Origin of the sequence: Pseudomonas atagonensis (assembly GCF_011369485.1) — a bacterium.
GTDB classification, from domain to species: domain Bacteria; phylum Pseudomonadota; class Gammaproteobacteria; order Pseudomonadales; family Pseudomonadaceae; genus Aquipseudomonas; species Aquipseudomonas atagonensis.
In genome coordinates, this window is sequence record NZ_VXCA01000018.1 from 40215 (window position 1) to 66934 (window position 26720).

The following is a 26720-nucleotide window of genomic DNA, read 5'->3' on the forward strand; positions in this document are numbered from 1 at the left end:
ATGAGCGAGATGGATAACCGCGTCACGCTGACGGTTAACAACATGGAATACGGCGGCTGGAAAAACGTGGAAATCAGCGCGGATCTGGAGCGTCAGTTTCGTACCTTCAAACTCGACATCACCTGGCAATGGCCGGGGCAGACGGTCGACCAGCGAATCAAACCCGGCGACCCGTGCGAAGTGAAGATCGGCAACGATCTGGTGCTCACCGGCTACGTGTTCAAGGCGCCGATCCGTTACGACGGCCGGCAGATCAGCCTGAGTATCGAAGGCAGTTCCAAGACCCAGGATCTGGTCGATTGCGCGGCCACCAACCGGCCGAATCAGTGGCAGGAACAGCCGCTGCTGCGCATCGTTCAGGGATTGGCGATGGAGTATTCGTTGCAGGTCGTCAACGAAATTCCCGAGACCGCGCGACTGGCCAAACACACCATCGTGCCGGGTGAAACCGTTTTCCAGTCGATCGACCGGTTGCTCTCGCTGTTCCGCGTGTTTTCCACCGATGACGAACAAGGCCGGCTGGTGCTGGCCAAACCCGGCAGCGGCGGGCGGGCTAGTGATGCACTGGAGCTGGGCAAGAATGTGCTGTCGGCCAGCGCGGCGATGGATTACAGCCAGGTGTTCTCCGAATACCGGGTGATCGGCCAGCAAAAAGGCTCGGACAAAAAGAGCGGGGCGGCGGTCAGCGAAGTTGAATCAACGGCTGCCGATCTGTCTTTCAAACGTCGGCGTACCACGATCATCAACGAGGGCACCGCGCTGACCTTCGAGTTGGCCCAGCAGCGTGCGCAGTGGGAAAGCGCGACCCGCATGGGCCGTGCGCAAACCACTACTTATCAGGTGCAGGGCTGGCGTCAGTCCAATGGCGACCTGTGGCGCCACAACACGCTGGTCAAGGTCACGGATCCGGTACTCGGGTTTGATGGCGACATGCTGATTTCCAAAGTGACGTATTCACTGTCGGCACAAGGTTCGGTGACCACCCTGCAAGTGGCGCCGCCACAGACCTTCGATCCCGATCCCACTCCACCGAAGAAACCCCAGGCCTGACACCCAACCCACATGTGTTCGGTGTCGGGTCTGCTCCCTGAGGACAATTCATGAGCCTACTGACACGCCTGCTGGCGCGCGGCACTGTCGTGCTCGCCAACTCGGCTTCCAGGCTGCAATCGCTGCAAATGCGCCTCACCGCCGGCGAGGTCAACGATGACCTCGAGCACTTCGAACCCTACGGTTTTACCAGTAACCCGCTGGCGGGCGCCGAGGGCATCGTCACCTTTCTCGGCGGCGACCGCTCCCACGCCATCGCGCTGGTGGTCGCCGACCGCCGTTATCGCCTGCAATCGCTGGCGGCCGGTGAAGTGGCGATCTACACCGACGAAGGCGACCGGATTCACTTCAAGCGCGGACGGATCATCGACATCGAAACCGCCACGCTGAACATTCGCGCCAGCAGCGCGGTGAACTTCGACACGCCGGTGATCAATCAGACCGGCAAGATCGTCTCCACTGGCGACCAGCTCGCTGGCGGCATCAGCCAGATTAAACACGTGCACGTCGGCGTGCAGGCCGGCAGCGGCCAGACCGGTGCGCCGGCAGGAGGCAAGTGATGTTTATCAGTCAGAACCTCCACGCCGCAATGACCCGCTCCGTACTCATCAGCCTGTTCACCTGGCGCCGCGCTGCCGATGACGATGCCCTCGACGACGAGGAGCGTTTCGGCTGGTGGGGTGACACCTTTCCCACCGTCGCCGACGACCGGATCGGTTCGCGGTTGTGGCTGCTGCGCCGGGTCAAGCTAACCCGTCAGACCCAGATGGACGCCGAATTCTATGCCCGTGAAGCCTTGCAATGGCTGATCGACGACGGCCACTGCCGCGCCATCGACATCATCAGCGAACGCCTCGACGCTCAGCGCCTGAACCTGCGCACGGTCCTGACCCTGGCCGACGGCGAACGTCTGGACATCAACCCTGATAACAGTTGGCAGGTGATCTATGCCGTTTGAAACCCCTTCGCTGCCGGTGCTGATCAAGCGCACCCAAAGCGACCTGGCCGGCGATTCGCTGCGCCAGTCCGATGCGCAAGTACTGGCCCGCACCTTGGGCGGCGCTGCTTATGGTCTGTACGGCTACCTCGACTGGATCGCCGAGCAGATTCTGCCCGACAAGGCCGACGAATCGACCCTGGAACGCATCGCCGCGCTGCGCCTGAACCAGCCGCGCAAACCGGCGCAAGTGGCCACCGGCAGCGTGAGTTTTACCGCGACTGCCGGTGCGGTGCTGGACGTCGATACGCTGTTGCAGTCGAGCGATGGACGCACCTACAAAGTCACCGCGTCACGCACCGCCGCCAACGGTACGAACAGCACCAGCATTGCTGCGCTGGAAGCGGGCAGCGTGGGCAATGCCGACGCCGGTCTGGCGTTGACACCGGTGCAGCCGGTTGCCGGGATTGTCGGCAACAGTTTCGTGGTGCTGGCGCCGGGCCTCAGCGGCGGCGTGGCCCGTGAAAGTCTGGAGTCGCTGCGCTCGCGGGTCATCCGCTCCTACCGCGTGATCCCCCACGGCGGCTCCGCCAGCGACTACGAAACCTGGGCGCTGGAAGTGCCGGGTGTGACGCGCGCCTGGTGCCGTGGCGGCTTGCTCGGGCCGGGCACGGTGACGGTGTTCATCATGCGCGACGACGATCCGCAACCGGTGCCGAACGATGAGCAACTGGCCGAGGTGCAGGACTACATCGAACCACTGCGCCCGGTGACCGCCGAAGTGCATGTGCAGCGACCGATTCAGGTGCCGGTGGTCTATCGCTTCAAAAGCGTCAATCCCGACACCACCGCCGTACGTGCGGCGGTCGAAGCGCAATTGCGCGATCTGCACAACCGCGAGGCCGATCTCGGCACGCCGCTGCTGATCAGCCATATCCGCGAAGCCATCAGCAGTGCCGGCGGCGAATACGATCACACGCTCACCGCACCGGCGTCTGACGTGCCTGCCGGCAAGAGCGAACTGCTGACGTTCGGAGGTTGCGTATGGGGGGCATAAGAACCGCCGCGCAATACCAGGCGCAATTGCGTGCGTTGCTGCCCAGCGGCCCGGCGTGGGATCCGGAGCTAGTCCCGGAACTCGAAGAAGTCCTGCAAGGCGTCGCCCTCGAACTGGCACGCCTCGATGCCCGCGCCGCCGATCTGCTCAACGAAATGGACCCGGCCGGCGTCAGCGAACTGGTGCCGGACTGGGAGCGGGTGATGGATCTGCCTGACCCGTGCCTGGGCGCCACTCCGTTGTTCGACGACCGCCGCCTCGCCGTACGCCGGCGCTTGCTCGCGGTCGGCAGTCAGGCGGTCGGCTACTACCTCGAAATCGCCAAAAGCCAGGGCTACCCCAACGCCACCATCACCGAACTCGAAGCCCCACGCATGGGCCGCGCACGTTTCGGCGCGGCGCATTTCGGCACCTGGGAAGCGCAATTAATGTGGACGCTCAACACCGGCGGCCGCTTGCTTCTCGGCCGGCGCTTCGGCGCGAGCTATTGGGGCGAGCGCTTTGGCGTCAATCCGGGTTCGGCACTGGAGTGTTTGATTCACCGCAGTGCACCGGCGCATACCAAGGTGCATATCAATTATGACTAGGGAGGAATGACGGGATGGATTATCCGAAAAGTGTGCCCAGTTCCGGGTTGGTGAATGGGAAGTTTGTTGATGAAAATCCGTTGACCGGCACGCCGGGATCTCTGATTCCGGCGACTTGGGGCAATGCAGTCACCGAGGAGCTGCTGACTGTGATTCGTGCGGCGGGAATGGTGCCTTCCGAGAGTGAGTCGAATCAACTGCTCAGGGCACTCAAGAGTGTGTTATCGCAGGATGCCTTGCCCTTTGCTGCATTGGCATTTCCGACGGTGGCCACGGTAGATGGGCGCGTTGCCGTGACTGCTGCCAGCGGCCTGGCGGGTGGAATCGTGTCGGTGCCGGGTGGGGTTCTCATCAGTCTCTGCGAGGAAGTGACCGTTGGCCTGACAGCTCGTCCGCGTGGGTTAAGTACGACAGCGTGGGCATCGCCTACCCTTGACATCAACAGCACCTATTTTCTGCGATTACAGGTGCGTGACGGGGCATTGGTTTTTTACACGCAAAAAGGTGCCGATACCGATGCGATCCCAGCAGCAATGAAGGGCGGAACAGGGGGCAGCGGTGGCGGGTTCGACTCCACCTGTATCGACATGCTGGTCGCCAAAGTGGTGACTGCCGGCGCAGGGACACTGCCCAAGCTGACGCTGCTGGCGAACAAGGCGCGACTTGAAGCCGTCGGGGTCTGGTCGGCTGCCAACGGCAATTATTCGGTGACGTTGAACTGGGCGCGCAAACCACGCGCGTATATCGCAGGGATCTACGATTATGACGGCAATGTCAAAACCGATTACGGCGTGGTCAGTGAGGAAATCGGAGTAGGCCTGTCGGGCGCGCAGATAGTGCCGGAAGGTGGATTTACGGACCGTTACATGGGGCGCGTGATCATTAATGCTTGGGCGCAGAATCTTAGTACGGCAGGTGTTATCAACGCGCGCGTACGGTGGGAGGTTTGACGATGAAAGCCATTATCGAAAACGGCTTGGTGACAGCTCTTGTAACTGGAGACGTCGATTGCGGCGTCGCGATTCCAGCAGGCAAGACGGTCTTGACTGGCTGGATCTATAAGGGAGACACCTTCAGTGCGCCCGCCGCAATTACCCTTTCGCAGGACGCCGCAGCCACAGCGGAGCGTCAATGGCGCGCCGCTGTTCTTGTAGAGTCTGATTGGCTGGTGACCCGCCATCGCGACGAATTGGATGCCGGAGTACCGACAAGCCTGAGTACCAAGCAGTTCGCAAAGTTGCTGGCCTATCGTCAGGCTCTGCGCGATTGGCCTGGCGCCAGAGACACTGTCGAGCCCGAATCGCGCCCGCAACCACCCAAGTGGTTAGCGAAGATGTCCTGATAGCTGCTTTATAACTTCCTCGCGCGTCACTCAAGCCCACTTCACTGTGGGCTTTTTATTTTCAGAAAACAGACCGTGAACAGACACACAGAAAACGTTGTGTCGACGCCGGTAATTTGTCATTTCAAAGGTACGAACAACTTATGGATTATCCAAAAAGCGTCCCCAGCGTCGGCCTGGTCGATGGCCGCTTCGTCGATGAAAATCCGGTGGCAGGCACGCCGGGATCGTTGATTCCGGCGGTGTGGGGCAACAGCGTTACTCAAGAGATTCTGAGTGTAATTACTGGCGGTGGACTGGTGGCTTCGGAAGCCGATACCGGCCAGTTGTACAAGGCGATTCAGTCGATCATCGCGAACGCGAGTCCTATGCGTTCGATCGTCACTCGGCTGGCTGCGTCCAGGACGCTCACCGAGGCAGAACTTGGTCTTGTGCTGGTCGATGGCAGCCCGGGGCCCGTGACCTTGTTGCTGCCACCGGCCAACGTCGCACTCGGTGTGCGCGACGTGATTGTGCGTCGGGTGGACAACAGCGGCAATCGCATGGTCATTCAGGCGTCCGGTACTGATCGCATCCGCTTTCATACGCATCTGTCGGCCAGCGGTTATCCGTTCTTCGTTTTGATGGGTGGCGGTGACTGGTGGCACTTGCGCAGTGATGGGGCGGGGAGTTGGTGGCCGGTCGGTCGCTTCGACAATACCCCGTTGGGACGGCCGTTTTTCGAAACGACCCTGATGCTCAGCCCCGGTGGATACGGTGCGCTCAATGGCACCGTCATGAAGCGTGCTGAATGGCCGTGGCTGTGGGATCACGCCCAACAATCGGGAATGCTGGGAGCAGAAGCCTTACGCGTGGGCACCGAGGGGAAGTGGACCACAGGTGACGGTGCGACGACGTTTCGTGGCCCTGAAGGACGAGGGGAATTTCTACGGGTTCTGGACGAAGGTCGCGGCGTGGACGCCGGGCGCGTCATGGGAACCTTCCAGCCCGGATCCACCCATTCGTATGCAATGGGGGCGAATGGTGGTGGCGCCGTCGGATCCCGCTGGACGGACAGCCTGACCGCTGTAGGGGCCGATACTCGAGAGGAGCCGCAGTACATTTCGGGACTCAGCAATGGCGGCCCGATCTATCCAGCAGGTACCAGCTATCAGATGGATCCTGCAGCCACTTTGCTCTACGCCTTTAAATCCCGACCTCGCAACATCGCCTATCCCGGCCGCATCAAACTCATCTGAGGCACTTTATGTTCAATTATCTATTTGATGGCGCGGGCGCTCTGTCGGGGCCCGTCGAGTTCATTGTCACGCCCGGCATTGGCGTCCAGCTCCCGGGCAATGCCATTGAACTGGCGTATGAGTTACCAGAGCCGGAAGCAGGACGCAGTTGGGCGCTGATCAAAGGTGTTCCCCGTGAAGTGATTGACCAACGGGGAGTGGTTTACCGCAAGGACGGCGGTGCCCAACAGCTCTGGACGGAGCTAGGGGAATTGCCCGACACCTTTACTGCTCAACCCTGGCCAGGTGAGTTCCATATCTGGCGCGACAACGCTTGGGTGCTGGATGAGCAGGCTCGCTTGTCGAGCGTCCGACAACAATGTCTCTCCCAGCGCGACGCACTGCTACGCGACGCCGTCCTGCGCATCGCTCCCCTGCAATACGCCGAAGACATCGGCGATGCCAGTCATGACGAGCAGTTGCTGTTGATGGAGTGGAAGCTCTACAGCGTAGAGCTGAATCGTGTCGACAAACAGCCTGGTTTCCCGCAGTTGATCAAATGGCCGCGGGTGCCAGTAGCGCACGCAGAAGGCTGATCACCACTCAGCCTCTGTGCAGTGAACCGTGAAATGGCTTGCCGCAAATCAAGGTGATTCAGACACCCCGGTGCTCTGACGTTTTTTCGTCCGTTGCGTTTTCAAAACGCTCGGCGATACCCCCGGGAACTGACCCAACCCAAAAACTCCTGCTTATCGGGTCGAATTAAACTCTCAATGAGGTGCTTATGTTTTATTACGCTTTTCAACAATACTCGCTGGAACTGATCTATGTGCCGGAGAACACTACGCACGAGGACAGTGATATTGCGCTGGCCGAAAAGCTGCCGCCCGCCGAACCGGGCCATGCATGGTCGTTGCGTGACGGGGTACCGGTCCAGGTGATCGACTTGCGAAGCAAACCTCTGTATCGCAAAAGTGATGGTGCTTCCGAAATGCTGTTTCAAGTGGGGCCACTGCCTGACCATCTGACGGAAAAACCGCGTCCGGGCATTTACTATGTCTGGAGAAATGATGACTGGGTACTGGACACAGAAGCTGAGCGAGCAGGCTTGATCGCGCAGGTTGAAATCAACCGCGACAATCGACTGCGTGAGGTCGTCATTCGTGTGGCGCCTTTGCAATATGCCGTTGATCTGAACGAAGCGAGCCTCTATCAAGTGACTTATCTGGAGGCGTGGAAGCGCTATGCAGTGAAGTTGAGCCTGGTTGAACTGCAATCGGGTTACCCATCGACAATCGACTGGCCCGTTGCACCTGCCAAAGTGGTTGTCACCCCCGCTGCATAACTGAACAAACCCATCGAAAACCTTGCAGGTGGCCTTGTGCTGTCGGCATTCGGCTGCCTGTAAAAAGCGTAATTTTGACGTGGACTATCCCAAAGGCATTCCAGGTGCAGACCTGGTCAACGGTAGCTTTGTCGCAAAAAAAACGGTGCTCGGAGCACCGGGTCGTTGATACCGCCCTTTGTTCATGTTTTCAGATAAGGATAAGAGTCTTGGACTATCCAAATAGCGTTCCCAGTGCGGGTTTGGTGAACGGCAAGTTTGTTGATGAAGACCCACTGACGGGCAAACCGGGATCATTGATTCCGGCGAGTTGGGGCAACGGCGTTACTGAGGAAATTCTGGGTGTTGTACGAGCGGGCGGACTGACGCCAAGTGAAGCGTCCAACACTCAATTGCTTGGCGCACTTCGAAGCACCCAGTTGTTCAAGACTGCTGCGCCATTCGATGTCAGCCGTTCGGCAGCTACTTGCGAGTTCGTACAACGAGCGCTGGGTAGCTATGCAGGTTCGCGAGGCATCGCTGGCGCCACGCAACTGACGATAGCCGATGTGGGCTGTTCGATAGGTCTGGGAGGCGACTCGTCTTACACCGTGACGTTGCCAGATGTCACCACGGTTCCCAATGGCGCAACATTGGGCTTTCACTGCCGTAGCAATGCCCCCGTCACGATTGCGCACCCCGGCAATCCACGAATAAGCCCGCAAGGCGTTTTGTTGAATTCGATTGTGATGAACGGTGGAGAGAGCGCCACCCTTGTTAAAGAAAGTGGGGTCTGGACTGTTCACGGGACGGCCAGTTTGAAATATGCCGCGCTGTTTTCCGGTTTGGCCGGTAATCCCGGATACCAGAAACACGCCAGTGGAAACATTGATCAGTGGGGATTCGGGACTACAGATGTCAACGGTGAAATGTGGGTGAATTTCCCGATCTCCTTCCCGAATGCTTTTTTCTCGTGCGTCGCCAACCATGTCGGCGGTGATGGCGCCATGGTGATTGTTGTTGGAGGCACCGCTACCAAACAAGGTGTTCGCTTGAAAGTGCGTGACTCGATGAACAGGGTCGCGGCAGGTTGGACCGTGTTTTACTTCGCCAAGGGCTATTAAATGAATACCTTCAACGTTTTCTTCAGTGCGAGTACCCGAGGGGCGTACATACCGGGTATCAACTCATCGGACATTCCGGACGACGTCATCGAAATTCCTCAGGCCTATTGGATTTCGTTGCTCCAGCAATTGGCAGTCACCGCGAAAGTAATTGGTGTGCATGTGGAAACCGGTTATCCGATCCTGATTGATCCGCCGCCTCCTTCGGCAGAACAAGCGGCAGATATCGAGCGCAATTGGCGCACCGCACAACTGGCCGCCACCGATGGTCTGGTCGCGCGCGACCGTGATGAACTCGAAGACGGCGGCGGTACGACACTCACCACCGCGCAATACGCTGAATTGCAAACTTATCGGCGCGAGTTACGTGATTGGCCGCAGGGTTCTTTCTTTCCGTTCAGCGAACATCGACCGGCGGCACCGCGCTGGCTGGCAGTGGCGCTTTGAATCAAGATGAGAACGTTGTCGGCGGAAAACTCCGGAAAGAAATGCCTGGCAGGCAGAGGCGGCAAGTCATGGTTCAATCCGGGGATATCCAGGGAGGATCAAGCATTATGCAAATAACTGAAAACAACCTTTCAACCATCATGCCCAACGCCCGCTCCCAAGCGGGCGTTTTTGTTTCTGCGCTCAACACTGCGATGGCGCGCCGGCGCATCGATTCGCCAAAACGCATTGCTGCGTTTCTTGCGCAGATCGGCCACGAGTCAGGGCAATTGCAGTATGTGCGTGAATTGGGCAACAACCAATATCTAAGCAAATACGACACCGGTACGCTGGCTCTGCGTTTGGGCAATACACCTGAAGCCGATGGCGACGGCCAGAAGTACCGGGGGCGTGGGCTGATTCAAATCACCGGTCGCAGCAATTACCGTCAATGCAGTCTTGGGTTGTTTGGCGATGAACGTTTGCTGGCCCTGCCCGAACTGCTCGAGCAACCGCAATGGGCGGCTGAATCGGCCGCATGGTTCTGGGAGCAGAACGGCTTGAATGAACTGGCCGACCGCGACCAGTTCAACACGATTACCCGTCGCATCAACGGTGGGTTGAACGGATTGCAGGATCGGCTGGAAATCTGGGCGCGGGCGAGGGCGGTGTTATGCCAATCCCCTGGCGAATGATTGGCGTCTTGTTGCTGGGTTTCGGTGTTTTTGCCGTGGCCTGGCAGTTTCAGGATTGGCGTTACGGCGAGCAATTGGCCGAGCAGTCTCGCTTAAACGCCGAAACCCTCAATCAACTGACTTTGACGGCCGCCACCGCGCAACAGGCCGAGCAGGACAAACGTCTGGCGCTGGAGCAGCGGCTCGCGACCAGTGAATACACACACTTTCGAGCGATGAGCGATGCCCAACGTGATCAGGATCGCTTGCGCGATCGCCTTGCCACTGCTGATGTGCGCCTGTCAGTCCTCCTCGACGCCGGCGACGTTGCCGCCGGCTGTGCGCTGCCAGCCGCCGCCGGCACCGGCGGCGTGGATCATGCAACCGTACGCGCCCGACTTGACTCGGCGCATGCTCAACGAATTGTTGCCATCACCGACAGCGGGGACCGGGGACTGATCGCCTTGCAGGCCTGTCAGGCCTATGTCAGAGCGCTGGCGCCCGAACATTTTGAATGAGTCTGTGTATTGAAAGCGCAACCGGCTCGTGTACGGTGGTACGCATTCCATCTGATCCGGAGCGTACCGTGAAAGAGATCACTCAACTGGCTGCCGAGCTGGGCCGACGTCTGCAGGTGCTCAATGCCCACGTCACCACGGCCGAATCCTGTACCGGAGGCGGGATCGCCGAAGCGATCACGCGCATTCCCGGCAGTTCGGCGTGGTTCGAAGCCGGTTACGTGACCTACTCCAATCGGCAGAAAACCCAGCAACTGAATGTCCCGGCAGAACTGTTCGGCACCGTGGGTGCCGTCAGCCGTGAAGTCGTCGAGGCGATGGTGGTCGGTGCGCAGAAAAACAGCCTGGCGCGGTTCGCCGTGGCGGTCAGTGGTGTCGCCGGCCCCGACGGCGGCACGCCGAACAAACCGGTGGGCACGGTGTGGCTGGCCTGGGGCGTGGGCGATGCGGTTTCCAGCGAGGTTCAACACTTCGCCGGCAACCGCGACGAAGTCCGCCGACAAACGGTGAAGGCCGCGCTAGAGGGGCTGCTGCGACTGGCGGCACGAGAAATCGAAAATCAGGGGTAGGCGATCCGCGAACGCTGTGGAATAATACTGGCTACTTATACAGGTGTTGGCCGTCAGGCCTTATTGATTACGTGAGGACTTTAATGGACGACAACAAGAAGAAAGCCTTGGCTGCGGCCCTGGGTCAGATCGAACGTCAATTCGGCAAGGGTGCCGTAATGCGTATGGGCGATCAGGACCGTCAGGCGATCCCATCCATCTCCACTGGCTCTCTGGGTCTGGACATCGCGCTCGGCATTGGCGGCCTGCCAAAAGGCCGTATCGTTGAAATCTACGGTCCTGAATCTTCCGGTAAAACCACACTGACCTTGTCCGTGATCGCCCAGGCTCAAAAAGCCGGCGCGACCTGCGCATTCGTCGACGCCGAACACGCCCTCGACCCTGAGTACGCCGGCAAACTGGGCGTCAACGTCGACGACCTGCTGGTGTCCCAGCCGGACACCGGCGAACAGGCTCTGGAAATCACCGACATGCTGGTGCGCTCCAACGCCGTTGACGTGATCATCGTCGACTCCGTGGCTGCACTGGTGCCGAAGGCTGAAATCGAAGGCGAAATGGGTGACATGCACGTGGGCCTGCAAGCCCGTCTGATGTCCCAGGCGCTGCGTAAAATCACCGGTAATATCAAGAACGCCAACTGCCTGGTGATCTTCATCAACCAGATCCGCATGAAGATCGGCGTGATGTTCGGTAGCCCGGAAACTACCACCGGTGGTAACGCGCTGAAGTTCTACGCTTCGGTCCGTCTCGACATCCGCCGTACTGGCGCGGTGAAGGAAGGCGACGAAGTGGTCGGCAGCGAAACCCGCGTCAAGGTTGTGAAGAACAAGGTGGCTTCGCCGTTCCGTCAGGCCGAGTTCCAGATTCTTTACGGCAAGGGCATCTACCTGAATGGCGAGATGATCGACCTGGGCGTGCTGCACGGCTTCGTCGAGAAGTCCGGCGCCTGGTACGCCTACGAAGGCACCAAGATCGGTCAGGGCAAAGCCAACTCGGCCAAGTTCCTGGCAGACAACCCGGAAATCGCCGCCAAGCTCGAGAAGCAACTGCGTGACAAGCTGCTGGCACCAGCGGCAGACGTCAAGGCTTCGCTGGCCAAGGACAAAATCGACGATATGGCTGAGGCCGACATCGACGTTTGAGTCTCTGAATGACACTTGTACTTGATACCCTCGTCGCGGTGCGACGAACCGCCATGGACCTGCTCGCACGTCGCGAGCATGGCCGAGTCGAGCTGACGCGTAAATTGCGTCAGCGCGGCGCTGAGGCGGAAATGATCGAAACAGCCCTCGACCGTTTGACGGAAGAGGGTCTGCTTTCCGAAGCCCGTTACCTTGAAAGCTTTGTTTCCTACCGTGCCCGATCTGGTTATGGTCCTCTGCGGATTCGCGAGGAACTGAGCCAGCGCGGTTTGCAACGCGCGGATATCGAGCTCGCCCTGCGCGAAAGCGGTATCAGTTGGCAGGAGCAACTTCAGGAAACGTGGCAGCGGAAGTTCTCCGGGCATTTGCCCATCGATGCAAAGGAGCGGGCCAAACAAGGTCGATTCCTGGCGTATCGGGGGTTCTCGATGGAGATGATCAACCGCTTGTTCAGCGGCAGAGGCATGGACGATTAAGACGATTCAATAAAAAACGGCCCGCTATGAAAATAGCGGGCCGTTTTTTTTTGCCTTCAGATTACCTTCGACGGTTCCCGGTTGCGTTGCGCGGTTTGCGGTTTGTAATGAGCCCAGTTTTCCGGCACGTTGATGTAATCGACCAGCTCCCTCAAGCGCCCATGATTACGGGCGTTGAAGGCAAAAGCCAAACGCGCCAGATGGCTGAACTTCGCGTCATCGTGCTCTTCGCCGCTGTAGGCGTGTTGATGAAAGTGGTCGCTCAGGCATAAATCGGCAAAGGCCTCCTGCATCTGCTCCAGCGCCAGATCGCTGAGCTTGTGATTCATACGGATCACGAATTGCCCCTTGAGCCAGCGACTGGAGTGGAAGTTGCTGTAGAACTGGTTGATCTGCTCCACCGCCTCCTCGACGGTGTAGACCAGCCGCATCAACTGCATGTCAGTCGGCAGGATGTAGTGGTTTTCCTGCAGTTGTTGGCGAATGAAATCCATCGCGCCTTGCCAAAAGGTGCCACCTGGTGTGTCCAGCAACACCACCGGCACCAGTGGACTTTTGCCGGTCTGGATCAGCGTCAGCACCTCCAGCGCTTCATCCAGCGTGCCAAAGCCACCCGGGCACAGCACCAGGGCATCGGCTTCCTTGACGAAAAACAGCTTGCGGGTAAAGAAAAAGTGGAAGGGCAGCAGATTGGCGGTGCCATCCACGGTCGGGTTGGCGTGCTGCTCGAAGGGCAGGGTGATGTTGAATCCAAGGCTGTGATCACGCCCGGCACCTTCATGGGCGGCAGCCATGATGCCGCCACCAGCACCGGTGATGACCATCATATCCGAGCGCGCCAGTGCAGCGCCGAGTTCCCGGGCCATGGCATACAACGGATGTTCCACCGGCGTTCGCGCCGAGCCGAACACGGTGACTTTGCGTCGCCCCTTGAACTGTTCCAGTACCCGAAAGGCCTGCTCCAGTTCGCGCAGGGCCTGCAGGGTGATCTTGGCGTTCCAGCGGTTATGGTCTTCCTGAGCCATGCGCAGCACGGTCAGGATCATGTCGCGGTAGATCGGAATATTCGGGCTGTTGGGGGAAACACGGTTGAGTTGTTCTTCAACCTTGCTGATGAGGTCGGGACCGCTTTCCTGAAAATGACGGCTCAAGAGGTCATTCGGTTGGTAAGGCATTCAACGTCTCCTTCTGCACAGAGCGGGTGGCCCTGACGAGCGGCGTCAGTGCCGCGCTGCAATAACACACACACGAACGGCAGTTCCTTGGCTGCCGGTGACAGGTGATCGGGAATACTCTGAATTTAGACCCTTGCGCGCATTTGCGCTGACTTGATCATTGCGCCGCGACGTCCTGACTGGCAACCGCTTATCGATTTGAGCCAAACGCCGCGCCGCTCGTCCGAACGTGCACCGGCAAGCATTCCCTCTGATTAACTAACTTACAGGCGCCGTACGACAGCTTTGCGTCAAAAAACGTACGCAAGGTGCACGCTATTCAAGGATTTGCGGGTGGCAAGGAGGCGGGACACATGACCAGAGTGGTTCTGGAGATCGATACGCAGCTGTATCGAATATTGAAGGCATCAGCCGAGACCCATCATGTCAGTCTCGAGGAGGAGTGTTGTCGGCGTCTGGCGGGAGGAGAGCGCCGCTCGCATTATCTTCAGGCCTTGTTGGCCGAGTTGCGCGCCGAGGATGAACAGCGGCGCGCCAATTCGCGATGATTACTTCTTCTTCGCCGGGGCCGCTTTCGGGCAATCCGATTCCTGGTAGCTGGCCGAGCCGATCGCTTTGTTGGTTTTCACTTCGGTGAAGTCGTAACGCATGATCGCCCCCTTGGCCATCAGCTTGCGGTACGACGGGTTGTTGCAGACCGAAGCGCCCAGCTGGAAATACACGGCTTTGGGATCGGCGCGCATTTTGTCGGCGTGGCTCTTTTGCACACTCAGGTGGTTGATCAATTGAGTGCCTTCAACGGTGTAGCCCTGATCAAGAATGTCTTCGTTGATCGCCCGTGGTGTGCCGACGCTGCTCTGGGCGGCGACGTTGCGCAGCTCTCGGTTCAGATTCTGCTCACTCAGGGATGCAGCCTGAGCGGTGAAGGACGACGCCAGCAGAATGGCAGCGGTGGGAACGATAAGGCGCAGCATGAAACTCTCCTGATTCGGTGACTGGTGGTTCGACCAGCCACGGGGCTGTGCGTTCAGTGGCGGCGAATTATAGGGGAGCCGGTCTGGACGGTACAGGCTTGTCCCCGTCGCTCTGGTAAACTGCCTGCCTTTATTGCCCTGCCGAGTTTTGTTCGTGTCGAGTTTTCCTGCTGTTCGGCGTAGCCCGCGATGAGTCACGCCCCCAACGCCGTAGCCCGCTTGCGCGACCAGCGCGAGGATGAGGGCATCAAGCCGATTCAGGCCCGGGGCTTTCGCTCCGAGCGTTGCCGCGACTGTCGCGTGATCATCAGCCATTGCCTCTGCGCCTGGCGGCCGAGCGTCGAAACCCGCTCTGGCGTGTGCCTGATCATGACCGGCAAGGAAGTGTTCAAGCCGAGCAACACCGGATGGCTGATCGCCGACGTGGTGCGCGACAACCATGCGTTCATCTGGTCGCGCACCGAGCCTGACCCGCAGATGCTGGCGCTGCTCAACGACCCGCAATGGCAGCCTTATCTGGTGTTTCCCGGCGAATACGTCGAGCCGTCGCGGGTGACCAACACTGTCGAACTCGATAGCAGCAAGCGCCCGCTGTTTATTCTGCTCGATGCGACCTGGACCGAAGCACGCAAAATTTTCCGCAAGAGTCCGTACTTCGACCGTTTGCCGATTCTCAGCCTGTTGCCCGACAAACTGTCGCGCTACCGCTTGCGTCGTTCGACCCGCAGCGAGCATCTGTGCACCGCCGAAGTCGCGGCATTGTGCCTGGAGCTGGCGGGCGACAGTGATGCCGCTTCGGCGCTGGACGCCTATTTCGATGTGTTCAGCCAGCATTACCTCGGGGCCAAGCAACAACTGGACGTGAATGAATCCACGCCGGCCCACGCCGAGTTGCAGCCCTATATACGAAAGCCGCAAGCGGAGTTGGCCCAATAGTGGCCCATACTGTACGCAGCGGTGGCCGTGCGGCTTGACCACCCCGTCTTCGCTGGGCATGCTTGGCGCCGATTAAGGTGCGGCCAAGGTTTGAAACGCCGTGTTTTGCTGGTTATTGGCGTTGAACGTGCCCCTGTGGATACCGCTTCGAAGCGGCATCTTGAGTTGCTTTGGCGCGACCCGAATACACCGGGACTGCCATCAAAAAACAGGATCATTTGAAAAATGGCCACATACGACATCCTGATTGCCGATGATCACCCACTGTTTCGCAGTGCCCTGCATCAAGCCGTGACCCTGGGCCTCGGTCCGGATGTACGCCTGGTGGAAGTGGCGAGCATCGCCGAACTGGAAGCGCGTCTGACTGAAAAGGCTGACTGGGATCTGGTATTGCTGGATCTGAACATGCCCGGCGCTTTCGGGTTTTCCGGGCTGGTGATGTTGCGCGGGCAATACCCGCAGATTCCCGTGGTAATGGTTTCGGCGCAGGAAGAAGCTTCGGTGATGGTCAAGTCTCGTGAATTTGGCGCCAGTGGTTTCATTCCCAAGTCCAGCGACCTGAGCGTGATTCAGGAAGCGGTGCGAAAAGTACTCGATGGCGATGTGTTCTGGCCGCCGCAAGCGTTTGAAGCGGTCGCTGTTTCCGACGAAGCCAAAGCCGCCAGCGATGGCCTGGCCAGCCTGACGCCGCAGCAGTTCCGCGTGTTGACCATGGTCTGCGAAGGCCTGCTGAACAAGCAGATTGCTTACGAGTTGAGCGTGTCGGAAGCGACCATCAAAGCTCACGTCACGGCGATCTTTCGCAAGCTGAATGTGCGCACCCGCACCCAGGCTGCACTGCTCCTGCAACAACTTGAGTCAATTCCGAGCCAATAATGGCTGGCGTCTTCACGCTTTTTTGACTTTTGTTGATCTAGCTTTCCCACTCCTTTTTGGTTGGTTTCTACTTTATGTCACCTTTCAAGGGCCAGACCGGCCTGAAACGTATCCTCAACGCCTCCGGTTATTCGCTGGACGGCCTGCGCGCAGCCTTCACCGGCGAAGCCGCGTTCCGTCAATTGGTACTGCTGAACGTGGTGCTGATTCCGCTGACGTTCTTCCTGAATGTCAGCCGGGTCGAGCAGGCGCTGCTGATCGCCGTATGTTTGCTGGCGCTGATCGTCGAGTTGCTGAACTCGGCAGTGGAAGCGGCCATTGACCGCATCTCGCTGGAATTGCACCCATTGTCAAAGAACGCCAAAGACATGGGCAGCGCCGCGCAATTCGTCGCGCTGAGCATGATCGCGCTGGTGTGGGCGGTGATTCTGCTTTAAGCGATGCTGGGCAGAACGATCTCGTCGCTGCGCTGCACCCCGGCGGTGAAAGCGCGGCAAAGATCGAGAAACTCGCGCATGGCCGAGGTCTGGTATTTCTGCTTGTGCCAGATGAAATAGAACTGTCGCGCCAGATCCAGATCCGGTGTTTCCACCGGCACCAGACTGCCGCGACGGAACGCGTCACGCAGGGCAAGGCGTGAGATGCAACCAATCCCCAGTCCCGATTCCACCGCGCGTTTGATCGCTTCGGTGTGCTCCAGCTCCAGACGGATATTCAGCGCACTGCGATGGTGACGCATGGCCTGATCGAAGGTCAGGCGCGTGCCGGAGCCTTGTTCGCGTAGAATCCACGCTTCGTGAGTCAGCTCTTCCATGGTCGCGCTGCCGCGTTTGGCCAGTGGGTGCTGTGGGGCGCAGAACACCACCAGTTCATCCTCGACCCAGCTCTGCACTTCGATGTCCGGGTGGCTGCAATCGCCTTCGATTAGACCCAGATCAATTTCGTAGTGGGCGACTTGTTGCACGATATTGGCAGTGTTCTGTACGTGCAGCTTCACCTGGCTTTCCGGGTGGCGCTGCATGAAACCGCCGATCAGCAGGGTCGCCAGATAGTTGCCGATAGTCAGGGTTGCGCCCACCGACAGCGAGCCGAAACCGGATTTGCCGTTGAGCAGGTCTTCGATTTCCTTGGCCTGATCGAGCAGCGCGACCGCCTGCGGCAACAGTTGTTTGCCCAGGGCGTTGAGGCTCAGCCGTTTGCCGGCGCGGTCGAACAACTGGCAACTGCACTGGCGCTCAAGCTCGGTGATAGAGGTGCTGGCCGCCGATTGCGAGAGGTTGAGCAGACCCGCAGCACGGGATACGCTTTCCTGCTGGGCGACGGCGACGAAGACTTGCAGTTGACGGAGAGTAAATCGCATATCGATATAACCGATAACCCTTATCTTAATAATCCAGTTAACAGATATTGTCGTCGCTATTAGAATGCGATGCAATTGCGCACCGTCAGCTTTAAAAGCCCGCGCAGACCCAATATCCAGGAGTCAAACGTACATGAGCAACATGAACCACGAGCGTGTCCTCAGTGTTCATCACTGGAACGACACTCTGTTCAGCTTCAAGTGCACCCGCGATCCGGGCCTGCGCTTCGAGAACGGTCAGTTCGTGATGATCGGCCTGCAACAGCCCAACGGCCGCCCGCTTATGCGCGCTTACTCGATCGCCAGCCCGAACTGGGAAGAGCATCTGGAATTCTTCAGCATCAAGGTGCAGGACGGTCCGCTGACCTCGCAACTGCAGCACCTGAAGGAAGGCGACGAAATCATCATCTCGAAGAAGCCTACCGGTACGCTGGTTCTCGACGACCTGAACCCGGGCAAGCACTTGTACCTGCTGAGCACCGGCACCGGTCTGGCGCCGTTCATGAGCGTGATCCAAGACCCGGAAACCTACGAGCGCTTCGAGAAAGTGATCCTGGTGCACGGCGTGCGTTACGTCAACGAAGTCGCCTACCGCGAATTCATCACCGAGCACCTGCCGCAGAACGAGTTCTTCGGCGAAGCGCTGCGTGACAAGCTGATCTACTACCCGACCGTGACCCGCGAACCGTTCGAAAATCAGGGTCGTCTGACCGACCTGATGCGCAGCGGCAAGCTGTTCAGCGACATCGGCCTGCCACCGATCAACCCGCAGGACGACCGCGCGATGATCTGCGGCAGCCCGAGCATGCTCGACGAGACCAGCGAAGTGCTCGACAGCTTCGGCCTGAAGATCTCGGCGCGGATGCGCGAGCCGGGGGATTACCTGATCGAGCGTGCGTTCGTCGAGAAATAATTCCGACGATGCCAATAGAAAAGCCCGCGTTGCCTGAGAAGGCAACGCGGGCTTTTTCGTTTCCGGGATTTACTCAGCGGCGGAAATCACTTCCAGCACGCGGATCTGCTCGGGCGTCGGGTAATGCCAGCGCACATCCAGATCCCAGAACTGAGCGCCATATTCGCGTTCAGGCACGGGCGTCTGATAGGCCGGACGCGGATCCTGCGCCAGGCACTGTTCGATCAACTCGACCAACGGCTCGTCAAGGCGCTGAGCATGTGTGTGCGCTTGTTGCAGCGCCGAGTCCGTCCACTGCACGACAATCAGTTGCGGCGCGGCGCTGGCGATGCTGTTGGAGGCTTCTGGAATGATGTCGGCGTAAGGCACGTAAGGTTTGATATCGAGAATCGGCGTACCGTCCAGCAGGTCGATGCCGGAGATAAACAGGCGATTGGCCTCGACCTTGTCCAGCTTCACCACCGACTGGCCGATGCCGTTTGGCCGGTGCGTGGCGCGGGTGGCGAACACGCCCATGGACTTGTTACCGCCGAGGCGCGGAGGGCGGACCTTCAGTCGCGGCTTGTCTTCCAGCGACTGATGAAACAGGAACAGCAGCCAGACATGACTGACCTGTTCCAGACCTTGCACCGCGTCTCCCTGATCGAACGGCGCCACCAGTTCCAGCACACCGCGGGCGGCGGGGGCCAGTTGCGGCTGGCGCGGGATGGCGAACTTCTCCTTGAAGCAGGAGCGGACGAAGCCGATAGGGGAGACGCTGTAAGTCATGGTGTGCATTCGAAGCGGAGCGGGGTGGGCATGATAACCCGTCAGCTCCCAATTCTGGTGGTGGCAGGTCGGACGCCATCGCGAGCAGGCTCACTCCTACAGGTGATTTCAGCGAACACAGATTTTGTGTCCACCGACGTCTCTGTAGGAGTGAGCCTGCTCGCGATGGCCGCACCGCCGATTTCAGAGGCTGAACCCTCCATCCAGCGGGATGATATTCCCGGTCATATACGCCCCGGCGGTACTGGCCAGACTGATCGCCAGCGCCGCCATTTCTTCCTCGCGCCCCCAGCGTTTCATTGGGATCAGCGCCGTATCCTCGGCCAATGCTTGCTGATCATTGCCGATATGCTGAGTCATCTTGCTCGGAAAGCGCCCGGGTGCGATGACGTTGACGTTGATGTGCTGGCTCACCAGCTCCCGGGCGAGAATTCGCGACAACTGATGCAGGGCAGCTTTGCTCGGGCCATAGGCATAGGCCTGTTCGCCAAAGGACGAAATCCCTGCCACCGAACCGATGTTGATAATCCGCGCCGGATTCGCCGCCGAGCCGGCCTTGCGCAGCAGTGGCAGAAACTGCTGGATGCAGGTGAACACGGAGGTCACGTTGAGCTGCATGACTTTCTCCCAGCCCTTGACCGGGTAACTCTCCAGCGGCGCACCCCACGTGGTGCCGGCGTTGTTCACCAGAATGTCCAGATGGGTGATCTGCTCGCCCAAGCGCGCAGCCAGCTCCTGTACACCTTCTTCGGTCGCCAGATTCGCCGCCACGCCGTGGCAAATGCCCAGAACACTGAGTTCTTCGGCCGTCTGATGGCAGGCCTCCGCGTCGCGCGAGCACACATAAACACGCGCACCAGCCTCAACATAGGCCTTGGCGATCATTTTGCCGATACCACGGGTGCCGCCGGTCACCAGAGCGATGCGGCCTTGCAGGGAGAAATACGGGAGCATGGCGAGTCCTGAGGATTAGGGATCAGTACACCCTAGTCGTCAGCCGCGAAAAGCGGAGCCACTATTTTTGCAGGGAATGAGCGGTCATGCGCTGCGGCGGCGACCATCAGTCGCCGCCGCAAAAGGGATCAGGCGACGCGAACGCGCAGGGTCAGACCCTTGAGGAAATTACGCAGTAACTGGTCGCCGCACGGACGATAGTTGGTGTGGCCGACCTTGCGGAACAGCGCGCTCAGCTCAGGCTTGGACACCGGGAACTCGGCAGCCTTGAGGATCGCGTGCATGTCGTCTTCTTTCAATTCGAAGGCCACGCGCAGCTTTTTCAGGATGATGTTGTTGGTCACCGGCACTTCGATTGGCTGCGGCGGACGGCTTTCGTCCTTGCCACGCTTGAAGATCACCAGACCGTCGAGGAAGTGCGCGATGACTTCGTCGGGGCAGCGGACGAAACCTTCTTCGTCTTCTTCTTTCTTGTCGAGCCAGGTGATCACGTCGGCGAGCGTGACGTCCATGCCGCCAAGTTTGATGATCTCGACGACTTTCTTGTCGCTGATGTCGAGCATGTAGCGCACGCTGCGCAATACGTCGTTGTGAATCATGTCGGTAATCCTGATGCGTTGTGGGCAGCGCGCCGGCGCGCTGCCGAAATGTGTGGCGGCAGTGGAAGCCTTAGAACTTCTCTTTGCCGGACAGGTAGCGCCATTGGCCGACCGGGACCTTGCCGATCGAGACGCCGCCGATGCGGATACGGCGGATGCCGACAACCTTGAGGCCAACCGCTTCGCAGAACTGGGCGATGATCCCCGGCTGCGGATTCTTCATAGCGAAGCGCAGGCGGTTTTCGTTCTGCCAACTGGCTTTGACCGGCGGCAGCTCCTTGCCCTTGTGGGTCAGGCCGTGCTGCAAGCGGTTGAGGCCGTGGGCAACCATATCGCCTTCGACCTCGACCACGTATTCCTGCTCGATCTTGGCGGCGTCAGCGGTGAGCTTGCGCAGGATCTTCCAGTCCTGGGTGAACACCAGCAGACCGCTGGCCTTGGCTTGCAGGTCGGCACTGGCGGTCAGGCGCAGGAAATGTCCGCGCAAGGGGCGTTTGCTGAAACGGTGTTCTTCGCTGAGGGTGTCGGCGCTCAGCGACTGCATGGCGCTTTCAACGTCCATGCCGGCCGGCACGTTGAGCAGGATGGTCACCGGCTCCGGCGCGGTGGCCTTGGCGTCCTTGTCGAGCTCGACTTTCTGGTCGCCGACCTTGAATTGCGGCTCGTCGATGACTTCGCCGTCCACGGTGACCCAGCCGCCCTCGATGAACAGCTCGGCCTCGCGGCGGGAGCAACCCACCAGTTCGATGAGGCGTTTGGAGAGGCGAATCGGGTCAGTCATGACAGGGCCGTAACAAAAAAGGGGTGGGCATTGTACCTGTGTGGCGCCGGTTAATCGCGATTGCATTTGTACCGTGTGGCTTTTAGCCGCGTACGGCGCGCTGTTCCGGCTGTTTCAGACGCATGTGCAGCAATGGATAGGGCTGGCCCATGCCGTCTACTTCCGACCGCCCGATCACCTCGAACCCCTGCTTGAAGTAGAAACCCAGGGCTTGCGGGTTTTGTTCGTTGACGTCCAGTTCATCGGCGTTCAGGTGCTGCATCGCGTAATTGAGCAGCTTCTTGCCTAGCCCCTGACCGCGATGCTCGGGATCGATGAACAGCATTTCGATCTTGCCTGCCGCCACGCCGGCAAAACCGGTGATGCGTTGTTCGCGATCCTTGGTGCAGATCAGCATCACGGCATCCAGATAGCGGGTCAGCACCAGGTTGCGCAGCAGTTCGATATAACTGTCCGGCAGAAAATCATGGGTCGCGCGAACCGAGGCCTCCCAGACCCGGGTCAGTTCCTGGTAATCACTGAGTTTCGGTGTGTGGATGACCGAATGGTGACGCATGCCCGATAGCCTCTTTGTCATTGATAAGGGGAGTCCTTCCCCTCACAAACGATAGCCGTAAAAAAGCCCCGCATCTCGTAAAAAGAGCGGGGCTTTTTGAATTTGTTACGGTGTCTGGCTGGATACATCTGTCGCCAGCAAGATCTCTCCCCCTCACCCCAACCCTCTCCCCCAAGGGGGCGAGGGGGAAGGGAGCTGATCTTCATGCTGTTCAAACCTGAGTTCAACCGGATAGCTCAGGTCGATGTACCTCGAAAGAACAACACGGTCAGCTCCCTCTCCCTACGGGCGGTCCGACGTTTCGGGAGGGCTGGGGTGAGGGGCTTTTGACGCTCAGATCAGATCTGCTCAGCCCACAGATCATATTCGTCAGCGTCAGTAACCTTGCACCAGACCTTGTCGCCCGGCTTCAGATTGCTGCCGTTGTCGATAAACACGTTGCCGTCGATTTCCGGGGCGTCGAAGAAGCAGCGGCCCACTGCGCCTTGCTCGTCAACTTCGTCCACCAGCACTTCGATTTCACGGCCGATGCGCATTTGCAGGCGTGCCGAGCTGATCGCTTGCTGGTGAGCCATGAAGCGCTCCCAACGATCCTGTTTGACGTCGTCCGGCACGACTTCCAGATCCAGGTCATTGGCAGGCGCGCCATCCACAGGCGAGTACTGGAAGCAGCCGACGCGGTCGAGCTGCGCTTCGGTCAGCCAGTTCAGCAGGTACTGGAAGTCTTCTTCGGTTTCGCCCGGGAAGCCGACGATGAAGGTCGAACGGATGATCAGATCCGGGCAGATTTCGCGCCAGTTCTTGATCCGCGCCAGGGTCTTGTCTTCGAACGCCGGGCGTTTCATCGACTTCAACACTTTCGGGCTGGCGTGCTGGAACGGGATGTCCAGGTACGGCAGGATTTTGCCGGCGGCCATCAACGGGATCAGTTCGTCAACGTGCGGGTACGGGTAAACGTAGTGCAGACGAACCCAGACTCCGAGGGTGCTGAGCGCTTCGCAGAGTTCGGTCATGCGGGTTTTCACCGGCGCGCCATTCCAGAAACCGGTGCGGTATTTCACGTCAACGCCGTAGGCGCTGGTGTCTTGCGAGATCACCAGCAGCTCTTTCACGCCGGATTTGACCAGACGCTGGGCTTCGTCGAGCACATCGCCAACCGGACGGCTGACCAGTTTGCCGCGCATCGACGGGATGATGCAGAAGGAGCAGCTGTGGTTGCAGCCTTCGGAAATCTTCAGGTAGGCGTAGTGGCGCGGAGTCAGCTTGATGCCTTGCGGCGGCACCAGGTCGATCAGCGGGTTGTGATCCTGACGCGGCGGCACGACTTCGTGCACAGCGTTGACCACTTGCTCGTACTGCTGCGGGCCGGTCACGGCCAGCACGCTCGGGTGCACGTCGCGGATGTTGCCTTCTTCCACGCCCATGCAACCGGTCACGATGACCTTGCCGTTTTCCTTGATCGCTTCGCCGATCACTTCCAAAGACTCAGCCTTGGCCGAGTCGATGAAACCGCAAGTGTTGACGACCACGACGTCGGCGTCTTGATAGGTGGACACCACGTCATAGCCTTCCATGCGCAGCTGGGTCAGGATGCGCTCGGAGTCGACCAGTGCTTTCGGGCAACCCAGAGATACAAAGCCAACCTTTGGATTGGCCGGCGCAGGAGTGGTGGACATGTCTAACCTCGGTATTTTGTGACGCCGCTTTCCTGATGCGAAAAGCCGACGGATGGGCGCTTAGGGCGCGCCTCTGATCAAAAAGTGCGCAATTCTAGCGGCGAGCAACGCACTTGACCAGCTTTATGCAGGGAAATACGACGAGTGCTGCGCTATGCTTCGCGCCGTTGCGCTTTACTGAATTTTTACAGTCAAGAAAACGTCTGTAACAACGGGTAAAACAGCGCATGCTGCACCACAAAGCATAGTGCTTCATTCAAAGAAGCCGGTTCGAGAATCAGGAGTGTTGGATGGGTCAGGCAAGTAGTCATGCGGCGGGCGCCGAGGGTTCGGCCACCAAGCCGCTGAGCATGCTGGTCGCGGCAGTCGGGGTAGTTTACGGCGACATCGGCACGAGCCCGTTGTACACCCTCAAAGAAGTGTTTTCCGGCGGTTACGGCGTACCGGTCAACCACGACGGGGTGCTGGGCATTCTGTCGTTGATCTTCTGGTCGCTGATCTGGGTCGTGTCGATCAAATACATGATGTTCGTGCTGCGTGCCGACAACCAAGGCGAGGGCGGCATCATGGCGCTCACCGCACTGGCACGGCGGGCGGCGGGGCAGCGCAGGAAACTGCGTTCGTTGCTGGTGGTTTGCGGACTCATCGGCGCGGCGCTGTTCTACGGCGACAGTATGATCACCCCGGCGATTTCCGTGCTGTCGGCGATAGAAGGTCTGGGGCTGGCGTTTGATGGCATCGACCACTGGGTCGTGCCGCTGTCGCTGGTGGTGCTGGTCGGACTGTTCCTGATCCAGCGTCACGGTACGGCGCGGATCGGCATCCTCTTCGGGCCGATCATGGTCACCTGGTTCCTCGTTCTCGGCGCCCTCGGTGTGTATGGCATCAGCCATACCCCGGAAGTGCTGCATGCGATGAACCCGGCATGGGCCGTGCGTTTCTTCACCGTGCATCCGGGCATGGGCGTGGCGATCCTCGGCGCCGTGGTGCTGGCGCTGACCGGTGCCGAAGCGCTGTACGCCGACATGGGCCACTTTGGTCGCAAGCCGATTGCCCGTGCATGGTTCATTCTGGTTTTGCCGGCGCTGGTGCTGAATTATTTCGGTCAAGGCGCTTTGCTGCTGGACAACCCGGAAGCGGCGCGTAACCCGTTCTATCTACTGGCTCCGAGCTGGGCGCTGATTCCGCTGGTCGGTCTGTCGACTCTGGCGACAGTGATTGCCTCGCAAGCGGTCATCTCCGGCGCGTTCTCCCTGACTCGTCAGGCGATTCAGCTTGGTTACATTCCGCGCATGTACATCCAGCACACGTCCAGCGACGAGCAGGGTCAGATTTACATTGGCGCGGTGAACTGGGCGCTGATGGTCGGCGTTGTCTTGTTGGTGCTGGGCTTCGAATCCTCCGGCGCACTGGCCTCGGCCTACGGCGTGGCGGTGACCGGCACCATGCTGATGACCACCATTCTGGTGTCGGCGGTCATGCTGCTGCTGTGGAAATGGCCGCCTATCCTCGCGGTTCCGGTGCTGCTCGGCTTCCTGCTGGTGGACGGCCTGTACTTCGCCGCCAACGTGCCGAAAATCGTCCAGGGCGGCGCATTCCCGGTCATCGCCGGTATTGCCCTGTTCGTGCTGATGACCACCTGGAAGCGCGGCAAGCAACTGCTGGTCGAGCGCCTCGACGAAGGTGCGTTGCCGCTGCCGATCTTCATCGGCAGCATCCGCGTGCAACCGCCGCATCGGGTGCAGGGCACCGCCGTGTTCCTCACCGCGCGCTCCGACGCCGTGCCGCACGCGCTGTTGCACAACCTGCTGCACAACCAGGTGCTGCACGAACAAGTCGTATTGCTGACGGTGGTCTACGAAGACATCCCGCGCGTCCCGCCATCGCGCCGCTTCGAAGTCGAAGCCCACGGCGAAGGCTTCTTCCGGGTGATCCTGCACTTCGGCTTCACCGACGAACCGGACGTGCCGCAAGCACTGAAGCTGTGCCATCTGGACGACCTCGACTTCAGCCCGATGCGTACGACTTACTTCCTCAGCCGCGAAACAGTCATCGCCTCGAAACTTGAAGGCATGGCCCGTTGGCGTGAGGCGCTGTTTGCGTTCATGTTGAAGAACGCCAACGGGAACCTGCGGTTCTTCAATCTGCCGCTGAACCGGGTGATTGAGTTGGGGACGCAGGTGGAGATGTAAACCGGCGTCATCAAAAGCCCCCATCAGCCTTGTGGCTGGCGGGGGCTTTTTCGTTTTTGTGCCGTTACATGCTTTCGGGCAACTCTGCTTCAGACTCGGTTTTCGTTCTCGCGGGTCGCGGCATCAGGGCCTTCATCACGTCGTCGACCAAAGCCTTGCCGATTATCGTCAGGTAATGCGCGGCCCAGGCGTGGCGGTCGCTTTCCTTGTCGTAGGCGGCGTCCTCGGCGAAGGATTTGGCGAGGAACAACAGGTCTGAAGCCTGGGACAGTGCTTCGACGATGGGGACGCCGGAGCGAACGTTGAGTAACGCCTGATCCGAGCTGTAGAGGAAAGAGGTGAAGCCGATGGTTGTGAGGTCTGCGGGGGACAGCGATTTCGTTTCGGTCATGGTGCTACTCCTTGGTTCGAGGAGCTGCGACTTCCGTTACCACACGAAAGGGAGGCAGCTGTACGCAGGGTGGTAAACCGGGAACCAAGGAAACCGGCACGCCCGAAGGCGTCCCACGCACAGCTG

The 26720-nt window shown here is 59.5% G+C and carries 33 protein-coding genes; 23 read left to right on the top strand and 10 right to left on the bottom strand.

Annotation, left to right across the window (positions count from 1 at the left end):
• The 17 genes from F2P67_RS13015 (at nucleotide 1) to recX (ending at nucleotide 12443) form a co-directional block, all read left to right on the top strand.
• On the top strand, nucleotides 1-1050 hold the full coding sequence (locus F2P67_RS13015) for a phage baseplate assembly protein (RefSeq protein ID WP_166220875.1): 1050 nt from the start codon (nucleotides 1-3) through the stop codon (nucleotides 1048-1050).
• 50 nt (nucleotides 1051-1100) lie between these two features.
• The gene (locus F2P67_RS13020) at nucleotides 1101-1610 is read left to right on the top strand and encodes a phage baseplate assembly protein V (protein ID WP_166220876.1); all 510 of its coding nucleotides are present in this window, start codon (nucleotides 1101-1103) and stop codon (nucleotides 1608-1610) included.
• Complete coding sequence (locus F2P67_RS13025) at nucleotides 1610-2008, top strand: phage GP46 family protein (RefSeq protein ID WP_166220877.1); 399 nt, start codon at nucleotides 1610-1612, stop codon at nucleotides 2006-2008. The genes F2P67_RS13020 and F2P67_RS13025 overlap by 1 nt, the downstream gene beginning before the upstream one ends.
• Nucleotides 1998-3044 (top strand): baseplate J/gp47 family protein, encoded by a 1047-nt coding sequence (locus F2P67_RS13030; RefSeq protein WP_166220878.1) that lies wholly within the window; start codon nucleotides 1998-2000, stop codon nucleotides 3042-3044. The genes F2P67_RS13025 and F2P67_RS13030 overlap by 11 nt, the downstream gene beginning before the upstream one ends.
• Nucleotides 3032-3631, top strand: coding sequence for a YmfQ family protein (locus F2P67_RS13035; protein ID WP_166220879.1), 600 nt, complete (start codon nucleotides 3032-3034; stop codon nucleotides 3629-3631). The genes F2P67_RS13030 and F2P67_RS13035 overlap by 13 nt, the downstream gene beginning before the upstream one ends.
• A 14-nt stretch (nucleotides 3632-3645) precedes the next feature.
• Nucleotides 3646-4581, top strand: coding sequence for a hypothetical protein (locus F2P67_RS27785; protein ID WP_246226497.1), 936 nt, complete (start codon nucleotides 3646-3648; stop codon nucleotides 4579-4581).
• A 2-nt stretch (nucleotides 4582-4583) separates the two neighbouring features.
• Nucleotides 4584-4973 (top strand): tail fiber assembly protein, encoded by a 390-nt coding sequence (locus F2P67_RS13045; RefSeq protein ID WP_166220880.1) that lies wholly within the window; start codon nucleotides 4584-4586, stop codon nucleotides 4971-4973.
• A gap of 143 nt (nucleotides 4974-5116) precedes the next feature.
• Entirely contained in the window at nucleotides 5117-6211 is a 1095-nt protein-coding gene (locus F2P67_RS13050) for a phage tail protein (protein ID WP_166220881.1), read from the top strand.
• Between the two features lie 8 nt (nucleotides 6212-6219).
• On the top strand, nucleotides 6220-6786 hold the full coding sequence (locus F2P67_RS13055; RefSeq protein WP_166220882.1) for a tail fiber assembly protein: 567 nt from the start codon (nucleotides 6220-6222) through the stop codon (nucleotides 6784-6786).
• 188 nt (nucleotides 6787-6974) lie between these two features.
• Nucleotides 6975-7535: a tail fiber assembly protein gene (locus tag F2P67_RS13060; RefSeq protein WP_166220883.1), complete on the top strand. Its 561-nt coding sequence runs from the start codon at nucleotides 6975-6977 to the stop codon at nucleotides 7533-7535.
• A gap of 209 nt (nucleotides 7536-7744) precedes the next feature.
• Nucleotides 7745-8638, top strand: coding sequence for a gp53-like domain-containing protein (locus F2P67_RS13065; RefSeq protein WP_166220884.1), 894 nt, complete (start codon nucleotides 7745-7747; stop codon nucleotides 8636-8638).
• Complete coding sequence (locus F2P67_RS13070) at nucleotides 8639-9085, top strand: tail fiber assembly protein (protein ID WP_166220885.1); 447 nt, start codon at nucleotides 8639-8641, stop codon at nucleotides 9083-9085. It abuts the gene before it with no gap.
• Nucleotides 9086-9192: 107 nt separating this feature from the next.
• On the top strand, nucleotides 9193-9759 hold the full coding sequence (locus F2P67_RS13075; protein WP_166220886.1) for a glycoside hydrolase family 19 protein: 567 nt from the start codon (nucleotides 9193-9195) through the stop codon (nucleotides 9757-9759).
• Complete coding sequence (locus F2P67_RS13080; RefSeq protein ID WP_166220887.1) at nucleotides 9738-10256, top strand: lysis system spanin subunit; 519 nt, start codon at nucleotides 9738-9740, stop codon at nucleotides 10254-10256. Before F2P67_RS13075 ends, F2P67_RS13080 begins: the two co-directional genes overlap by 22 nt.
• A gap of 68 nt (nucleotides 10257-10324) precedes the next feature.
• The gene (locus tag F2P67_RS13085; protein WP_166220888.1) at nucleotides 10325-10825 is read left to right on the top strand and encodes a nicotinamide-nucleotide amidohydrolase family protein; all 501 of its coding nucleotides are present in this window, start codon (nucleotides 10325-10327) and stop codon (nucleotides 10823-10825) included.
• A gap of 83 nt (nucleotides 10826-10908) precedes the next feature.
• Nucleotides 10909-11967: a recombinase RecA gene (gene recA, locus F2P67_RS13090; RefSeq protein ID WP_166220889.1), complete on the top strand. Its 1059-nt coding sequence runs from the start codon at nucleotides 10909-10911 to the stop codon at nucleotides 11965-11967.
• 8 nt (nucleotides 11968-11975) lie between these two features.
• The gene (gene recX, locus F2P67_RS13095; protein ID WP_103302971.1) at nucleotides 11976-12443 is read left to right on the top strand and encodes a recombination regulator RecX; all 468 of its coding nucleotides are present in this window, start codon (nucleotides 11976-11978) and stop codon (nucleotides 12441-12443) included.
• 56 nt (nucleotides 12444-12499) lie between these two features.
• Here the strand turns inward: recX and F2P67_RS13100 are convergent, their stop codons facing one another.
• Nucleotides 12500-13618: an LOG family protein gene (locus F2P67_RS13100; RefSeq protein ID WP_166220890.1), complete on the bottom strand. Its 1119-nt coding sequence runs from the start codon at nucleotides 13616-13618 to the stop codon at nucleotides 12500-12502.
• A 353-nt stretch (nucleotides 13619-13971) separates the two neighbouring features.
• On the opposite strand from F2P67_RS13100, the gene F2P67_RS13105 reads away from it, so the two are divergent.
• Nucleotides 13972-14166 carry a hypothetical protein gene (locus F2P67_RS13105; protein WP_166220891.1) on the top strand — a complete coding sequence of 65 codons (195 nt, stop codon included), beginning with the start codon at nucleotides 13972-13974 and terminating at the stop codon, nucleotides 14164-14166.
• Here the strand turns inward: F2P67_RS13105 and F2P67_RS13110 are convergent, their stop codons facing one another.
• Entirely contained in the window at nucleotides 14167-14592 is a 426-nt protein-coding gene (locus F2P67_RS13110) for a PA3611 family quorum-sensing-regulated virulence factor (RefSeq protein ID WP_007908738.1), read from the bottom strand.
• Nucleotides 14593-14781: 189 nt separating this feature from the next.
• Here F2P67_RS13110 and F2P67_RS13115 point away from each other — a divergent pair, with 189 nt between their 5' ends.
• The 3 genes from F2P67_RS13115 to F2P67_RS13125 all read left to right on the top strand — a co-directional run bounded on the left by F2P67_RS13115 (nucleotide 14782) and on the right by F2P67_RS13125 (nucleotide 16841).
• The gene (locus tag F2P67_RS13115) at nucleotides 14782-15528 is read left to right on the top strand and encodes a tRNA-uridine aminocarboxypropyltransferase (protein WP_166220892.1); all 747 of its coding nucleotides are present in this window, start codon (nucleotides 14782-14784) and stop codon (nucleotides 15526-15528) included.
• Between the two features lie 225 nt (nucleotides 15529-15753).
• Nucleotides 15754-16404 (top strand): response regulator transcription factor ErdR, encoded by a 651-nt coding sequence (gene erdR, locus F2P67_RS13120; RefSeq protein WP_093436424.1) that lies wholly within the window; start codon nucleotides 15754-15756, stop codon nucleotides 16402-16404.
• A 74-nt stretch (nucleotides 16405-16478) separates the two neighbouring features.
• Nucleotides 16479-16841, top strand: coding sequence for a diacylglycerol kinase (locus F2P67_RS13125; protein WP_003222276.1), 363 nt, complete (start codon nucleotides 16479-16481; stop codon nucleotides 16839-16841).
• On the opposite strand, the gene F2P67_RS13130 is transcribed toward F2P67_RS13125, so the two are convergent.
• Nucleotides 16838-17764, bottom strand: a complete 927-nt coding sequence (locus F2P67_RS13130; protein WP_166220893.1) for a LysR family transcriptional regulator — start codon at nucleotides 17762-17764, stop codon at nucleotides 16838-16840. The two genes, F2P67_RS13125 and F2P67_RS13130, sit on opposite strands and share 4 nt — an antisense overlap.
• A 133-nt stretch (nucleotides 17765-17897) precedes the next feature.
• On the opposite strand from F2P67_RS13130, the gene fpr reads away from it, so the two are divergent.
• Complete coding sequence (gene fpr, locus F2P67_RS13135; RefSeq protein WP_007908723.1) at nucleotides 17898-18677, top strand: ferredoxin-NADP reductase; 780 nt, start codon at nucleotides 17898-17900, stop codon at nucleotides 18675-18677.
• A gap of 69 nt (nucleotides 18678-18746) precedes the next feature.
• On the opposite strand, the gene tsaA is transcribed toward fpr, so the two are convergent.
• The 6 genes from tsaA to rimO all read right to left on the bottom strand — a co-directional run bounded on the left by tsaA (nucleotide 18747) and on the right by rimO (nucleotide 24011).
• A complete protein-coding gene (gene tsaA, locus F2P67_RS13140; protein ID WP_178120927.1) occupies nucleotides 18747-19445 on the bottom strand; it encodes a tRNA (N6-threonylcarbamoyladenosine(37)-N6)-methyltransferase TrmO in 699 nt (232 codons plus the stop codon).
• 183 nt (nucleotides 19446-19628) lie between these two features.
• On the bottom strand, nucleotides 19629-20399 hold the full coding sequence (locus F2P67_RS13145) for an SDR family oxidoreductase (protein WP_166220895.1): 771 nt from the start codon (nucleotides 20397-20399) through the stop codon (nucleotides 19629-19631).
• A 128-nt stretch (nucleotides 20400-20527) separates the two neighbouring features.
• Complete coding sequence (locus F2P67_RS13150) at nucleotides 20528-20998, bottom strand: YehS family protein (RefSeq protein WP_166220896.1); 471 nt, start codon at nucleotides 20996-20998, stop codon at nucleotides 20528-20530.
• A gap of 70 nt (nucleotides 20999-21068) precedes the next feature.
• Nucleotides 21069-21779, bottom strand: a complete 711-nt coding sequence (locus F2P67_RS13155; RefSeq protein WP_166220897.1) for an rRNA pseudouridine synthase — start codon at nucleotides 21777-21779, stop codon at nucleotides 21069-21071.
• A gap of 82 nt (nucleotides 21780-21861) precedes the next feature.
• Entirely contained in the window at nucleotides 21862-22335 is a 474-nt protein-coding gene (locus F2P67_RS13160; protein ID WP_166220962.1) for a GNAT family N-acetyltransferase, read from the bottom strand.
• Nucleotides 22336-22673: 338 nt separating this feature from the next.
• A complete protein-coding gene (gene rimO, locus F2P67_RS13165; protein WP_024011887.1) occupies nucleotides 22674-24011 on the bottom strand; it encodes a 30S ribosomal protein S12 methylthiotransferase RimO in 1338 nt (445 codons plus the stop codon).
• Between the two features lie 350 nt (nucleotides 24012-24361).
• Between rimO and F2P67_RS13170 the strand changes: the two genes are divergently transcribed.
• Nucleotides 24362-26203, top strand: coding sequence for a potassium transporter Kup (locus F2P67_RS13170; protein ID WP_425511022.1), 1842 nt, complete (start codon nucleotides 24362-24364; stop codon nucleotides 26201-26203).
• 64 nt (nucleotides 26204-26267) lie between these two features.
• Here F2P67_RS13170 and F2P67_RS13175 read toward each other — a convergent pair whose 3' ends face one another.
• On the bottom strand, nucleotides 26268-26594 hold the full coding sequence (locus tag F2P67_RS13175; protein ID WP_166220899.1) for a DUF3077 domain-containing protein: 327 nt from the start codon (nucleotides 26592-26594) through the stop codon (nucleotides 26268-26270).
• Nucleotides 26595-26720: the final 126 nt, after the last annotated feature.

Bases quoted from the DNA above. Each gene is read 5' to 3' on its own strand.
- F2P67_RS13015 (WP_166220875.1), top strand. From the start codon at position 1: ATGAGCGAGATGGATAACCGCGTCACGCTGACGGTTAACAACATGGAA.
- F2P67_RS13020 (WP_166220876.1), top strand. From the start codon at position 1,101: ATGAGCCTACTGACACGCCTGCTGGCGCGCGGCACTGTCGTGCTCGCC.
- F2P67_RS13025 (WP_166220877.1), top strand. From the start codon at position 1,610: ATGTTTATCAGTCAGAACCTCCACGCCGCAATGACCCGCTCCGTACTC.
- F2P67_RS13030 (WP_166220878.1), top strand. From the start codon at position 1,998: ATGCCGTTTGAAACCCCTTCGCTGCCGGTGCTGATCAAGCGCACCCAA.
- F2P67_RS13035 (WP_166220879.1), top strand. From the start codon at position 3,032: ATGGGGGGCATAAGAACCGCCGCGCAATACCAGGCGCAATTGCGTGCG.
- F2P67_RS27785 (WP_246226497.1), top strand. From the start codon at position 3,646: ATGGATTATCCGAAAAGTGTGCCCAGTTCCGGGTTGGTGAATGGGAAG.
- F2P67_RS13045 (WP_166220880.1), top strand. From the start codon at position 4,584: ATGAAAGCCATTATCGAAAACGGCTTGGTGACAGCTCTTGTAACTGGA.
- F2P67_RS13050 (WP_166220881.1), top strand. From the start codon at position 5,117: ATGGATTATCCAAAAAGCGTCCCCAGCGTCGGCCTGGTCGATGGCCGC.
- F2P67_RS13055 (WP_166220882.1), top strand. From the start codon at position 6,220: ATGTTCAATTATCTATTTGATGGCGCGGGCGCTCTGTCGGGGCCCGTC.
- F2P67_RS13060 (WP_166220883.1), top strand. From the start codon at position 6,975: ATGTTTTATTACGCTTTTCAACAATACTCGCTGGAACTGATCTATGTG.
- F2P67_RS13070 (WP_166220885.1), top strand. From the start codon at position 8,639: ATGAATACCTTCAACGTTTTCTTCAGTGCGAGTACCCGAGGGGCGTAC.
- F2P67_RS13075 (WP_166220886.1), top strand. From the start codon at position 9,193: ATGCAAATAACTGAAAACAACCTTTCAACCATCATGCCCAACGCCCGC.
- F2P67_RS13080 (WP_166220887.1), top strand. From the start codon at position 9,738: ATGCCAATCCCCTGGCGAATGATTGGCGTCTTGTTGCTGGGTTTCGGT.
- recA (WP_166220889.1), top strand. From the start codon at position 10,909: ATGGACGACAACAAGAAGAAAGCCTTGGCTGCGGCCCTGGGTCAGATC.
- recX (WP_103302971.1), top strand. From the start codon at position 11,976: ATGACACTTGTACTTGATACCCTCGTCGCGGTGCGACGAACCGCCATG.
- F2P67_RS13100 (WP_166220890.1), bottom strand. From the start codon at position 13,618: ATGCCTTACCAACCGAATGACCTCTTGAGCCGTCATTTTCAGGAAAGC.
- F2P67_RS13105 (WP_166220891.1), top strand. From the start codon at position 13,972: ATGACCAGAGTGGTTCTGGAGATCGATACGCAGCTGTATCGAATATTG.
- F2P67_RS13110 (WP_007908738.1), bottom strand. From the start codon at position 14,592: ATGCTGCGCCTTATCGTTCCCACCGCTGCCATTCTGCTGGCGTCGTCC.
- F2P67_RS13115 (WP_166220892.1), top strand. From the start codon at position 14,782: ATGAGTCACGCCCCCAACGCCGTAGCCCGCTTGCGCGACCAGCGCGAG.
- erdR (WP_093436424.1), top strand. From the start codon at position 15,754: ATGGCCACATACGACATCCTGATTGCCGATGATCACCCACTGTTTCGC.
- F2P67_RS13125 (WP_003222276.1), top strand. From the start codon at position 16,479: ATGTCACCTTTCAAGGGCCAGACCGGCCTGAAACGTATCCTCAACGCC.
- F2P67_RS13130 (WP_166220893.1), bottom strand. From the start codon at position 17,764: ATGCGATTTACTCTCCGTCAACTGCAAGTCTTCGTCGCCGTCGCCCAG.
- fpr (WP_007908723.1), top strand. From the start codon at position 17,898: ATGAGCAACATGAACCACGAGCGTGTCCTCAGTGTTCATCACTGGAAC.
- tsaA (WP_178120927.1), bottom strand. From the start codon at position 19,445: ATGACTTACAGCGTCTCCCCTATCGGCTTCGTCCGCTCCTGCTTCAAG.
- F2P67_RS13145 (WP_166220895.1), bottom strand. From the start codon at position 20,399: ATGCTCCCGTATTTCTCCCTGCAAGGCCGCATCGCTCTGGTGACCGGC.
- F2P67_RS13150 (WP_166220896.1), bottom strand. From the start codon at position 20,998: ATGATTCACAACGACGTATTGCGCAGCGTGCGCTACATGCTCGACATC.
- F2P67_RS13155 (WP_166220897.1), bottom strand. From the start codon at position 21,779: ATGACTGACCCGATTCGCCTCTCCAAACGCCTCATCGAACTGGTGGGT.
- F2P67_RS13160 (WP_166220962.1), bottom strand. From the start codon at position 22,335: ATGCGTCACCATTCGGTCATCCACACACCGAAACTCAGTGATTACCAG.
- rimO (WP_024011887.1), bottom strand. From the start codon at position 24,011: ATGTCCACCACTCCTGCGCCGGCCAATCCAAAGGTTGGCTTTGTATCT.
- F2P67_RS13170 (WP_425511022.1), top strand. From the start codon at position 24,362: ATGCTGGTCGCGGCAGTCGGGGTAGTTTACGGCGACATCGGCACGAGC.
- F2P67_RS13175 (WP_166220899.1), bottom strand. From the start codon at position 26,594: ATGACCGAAACGAAATCGCTGTCCCCCGCAGACCTCACAACCATCGGC.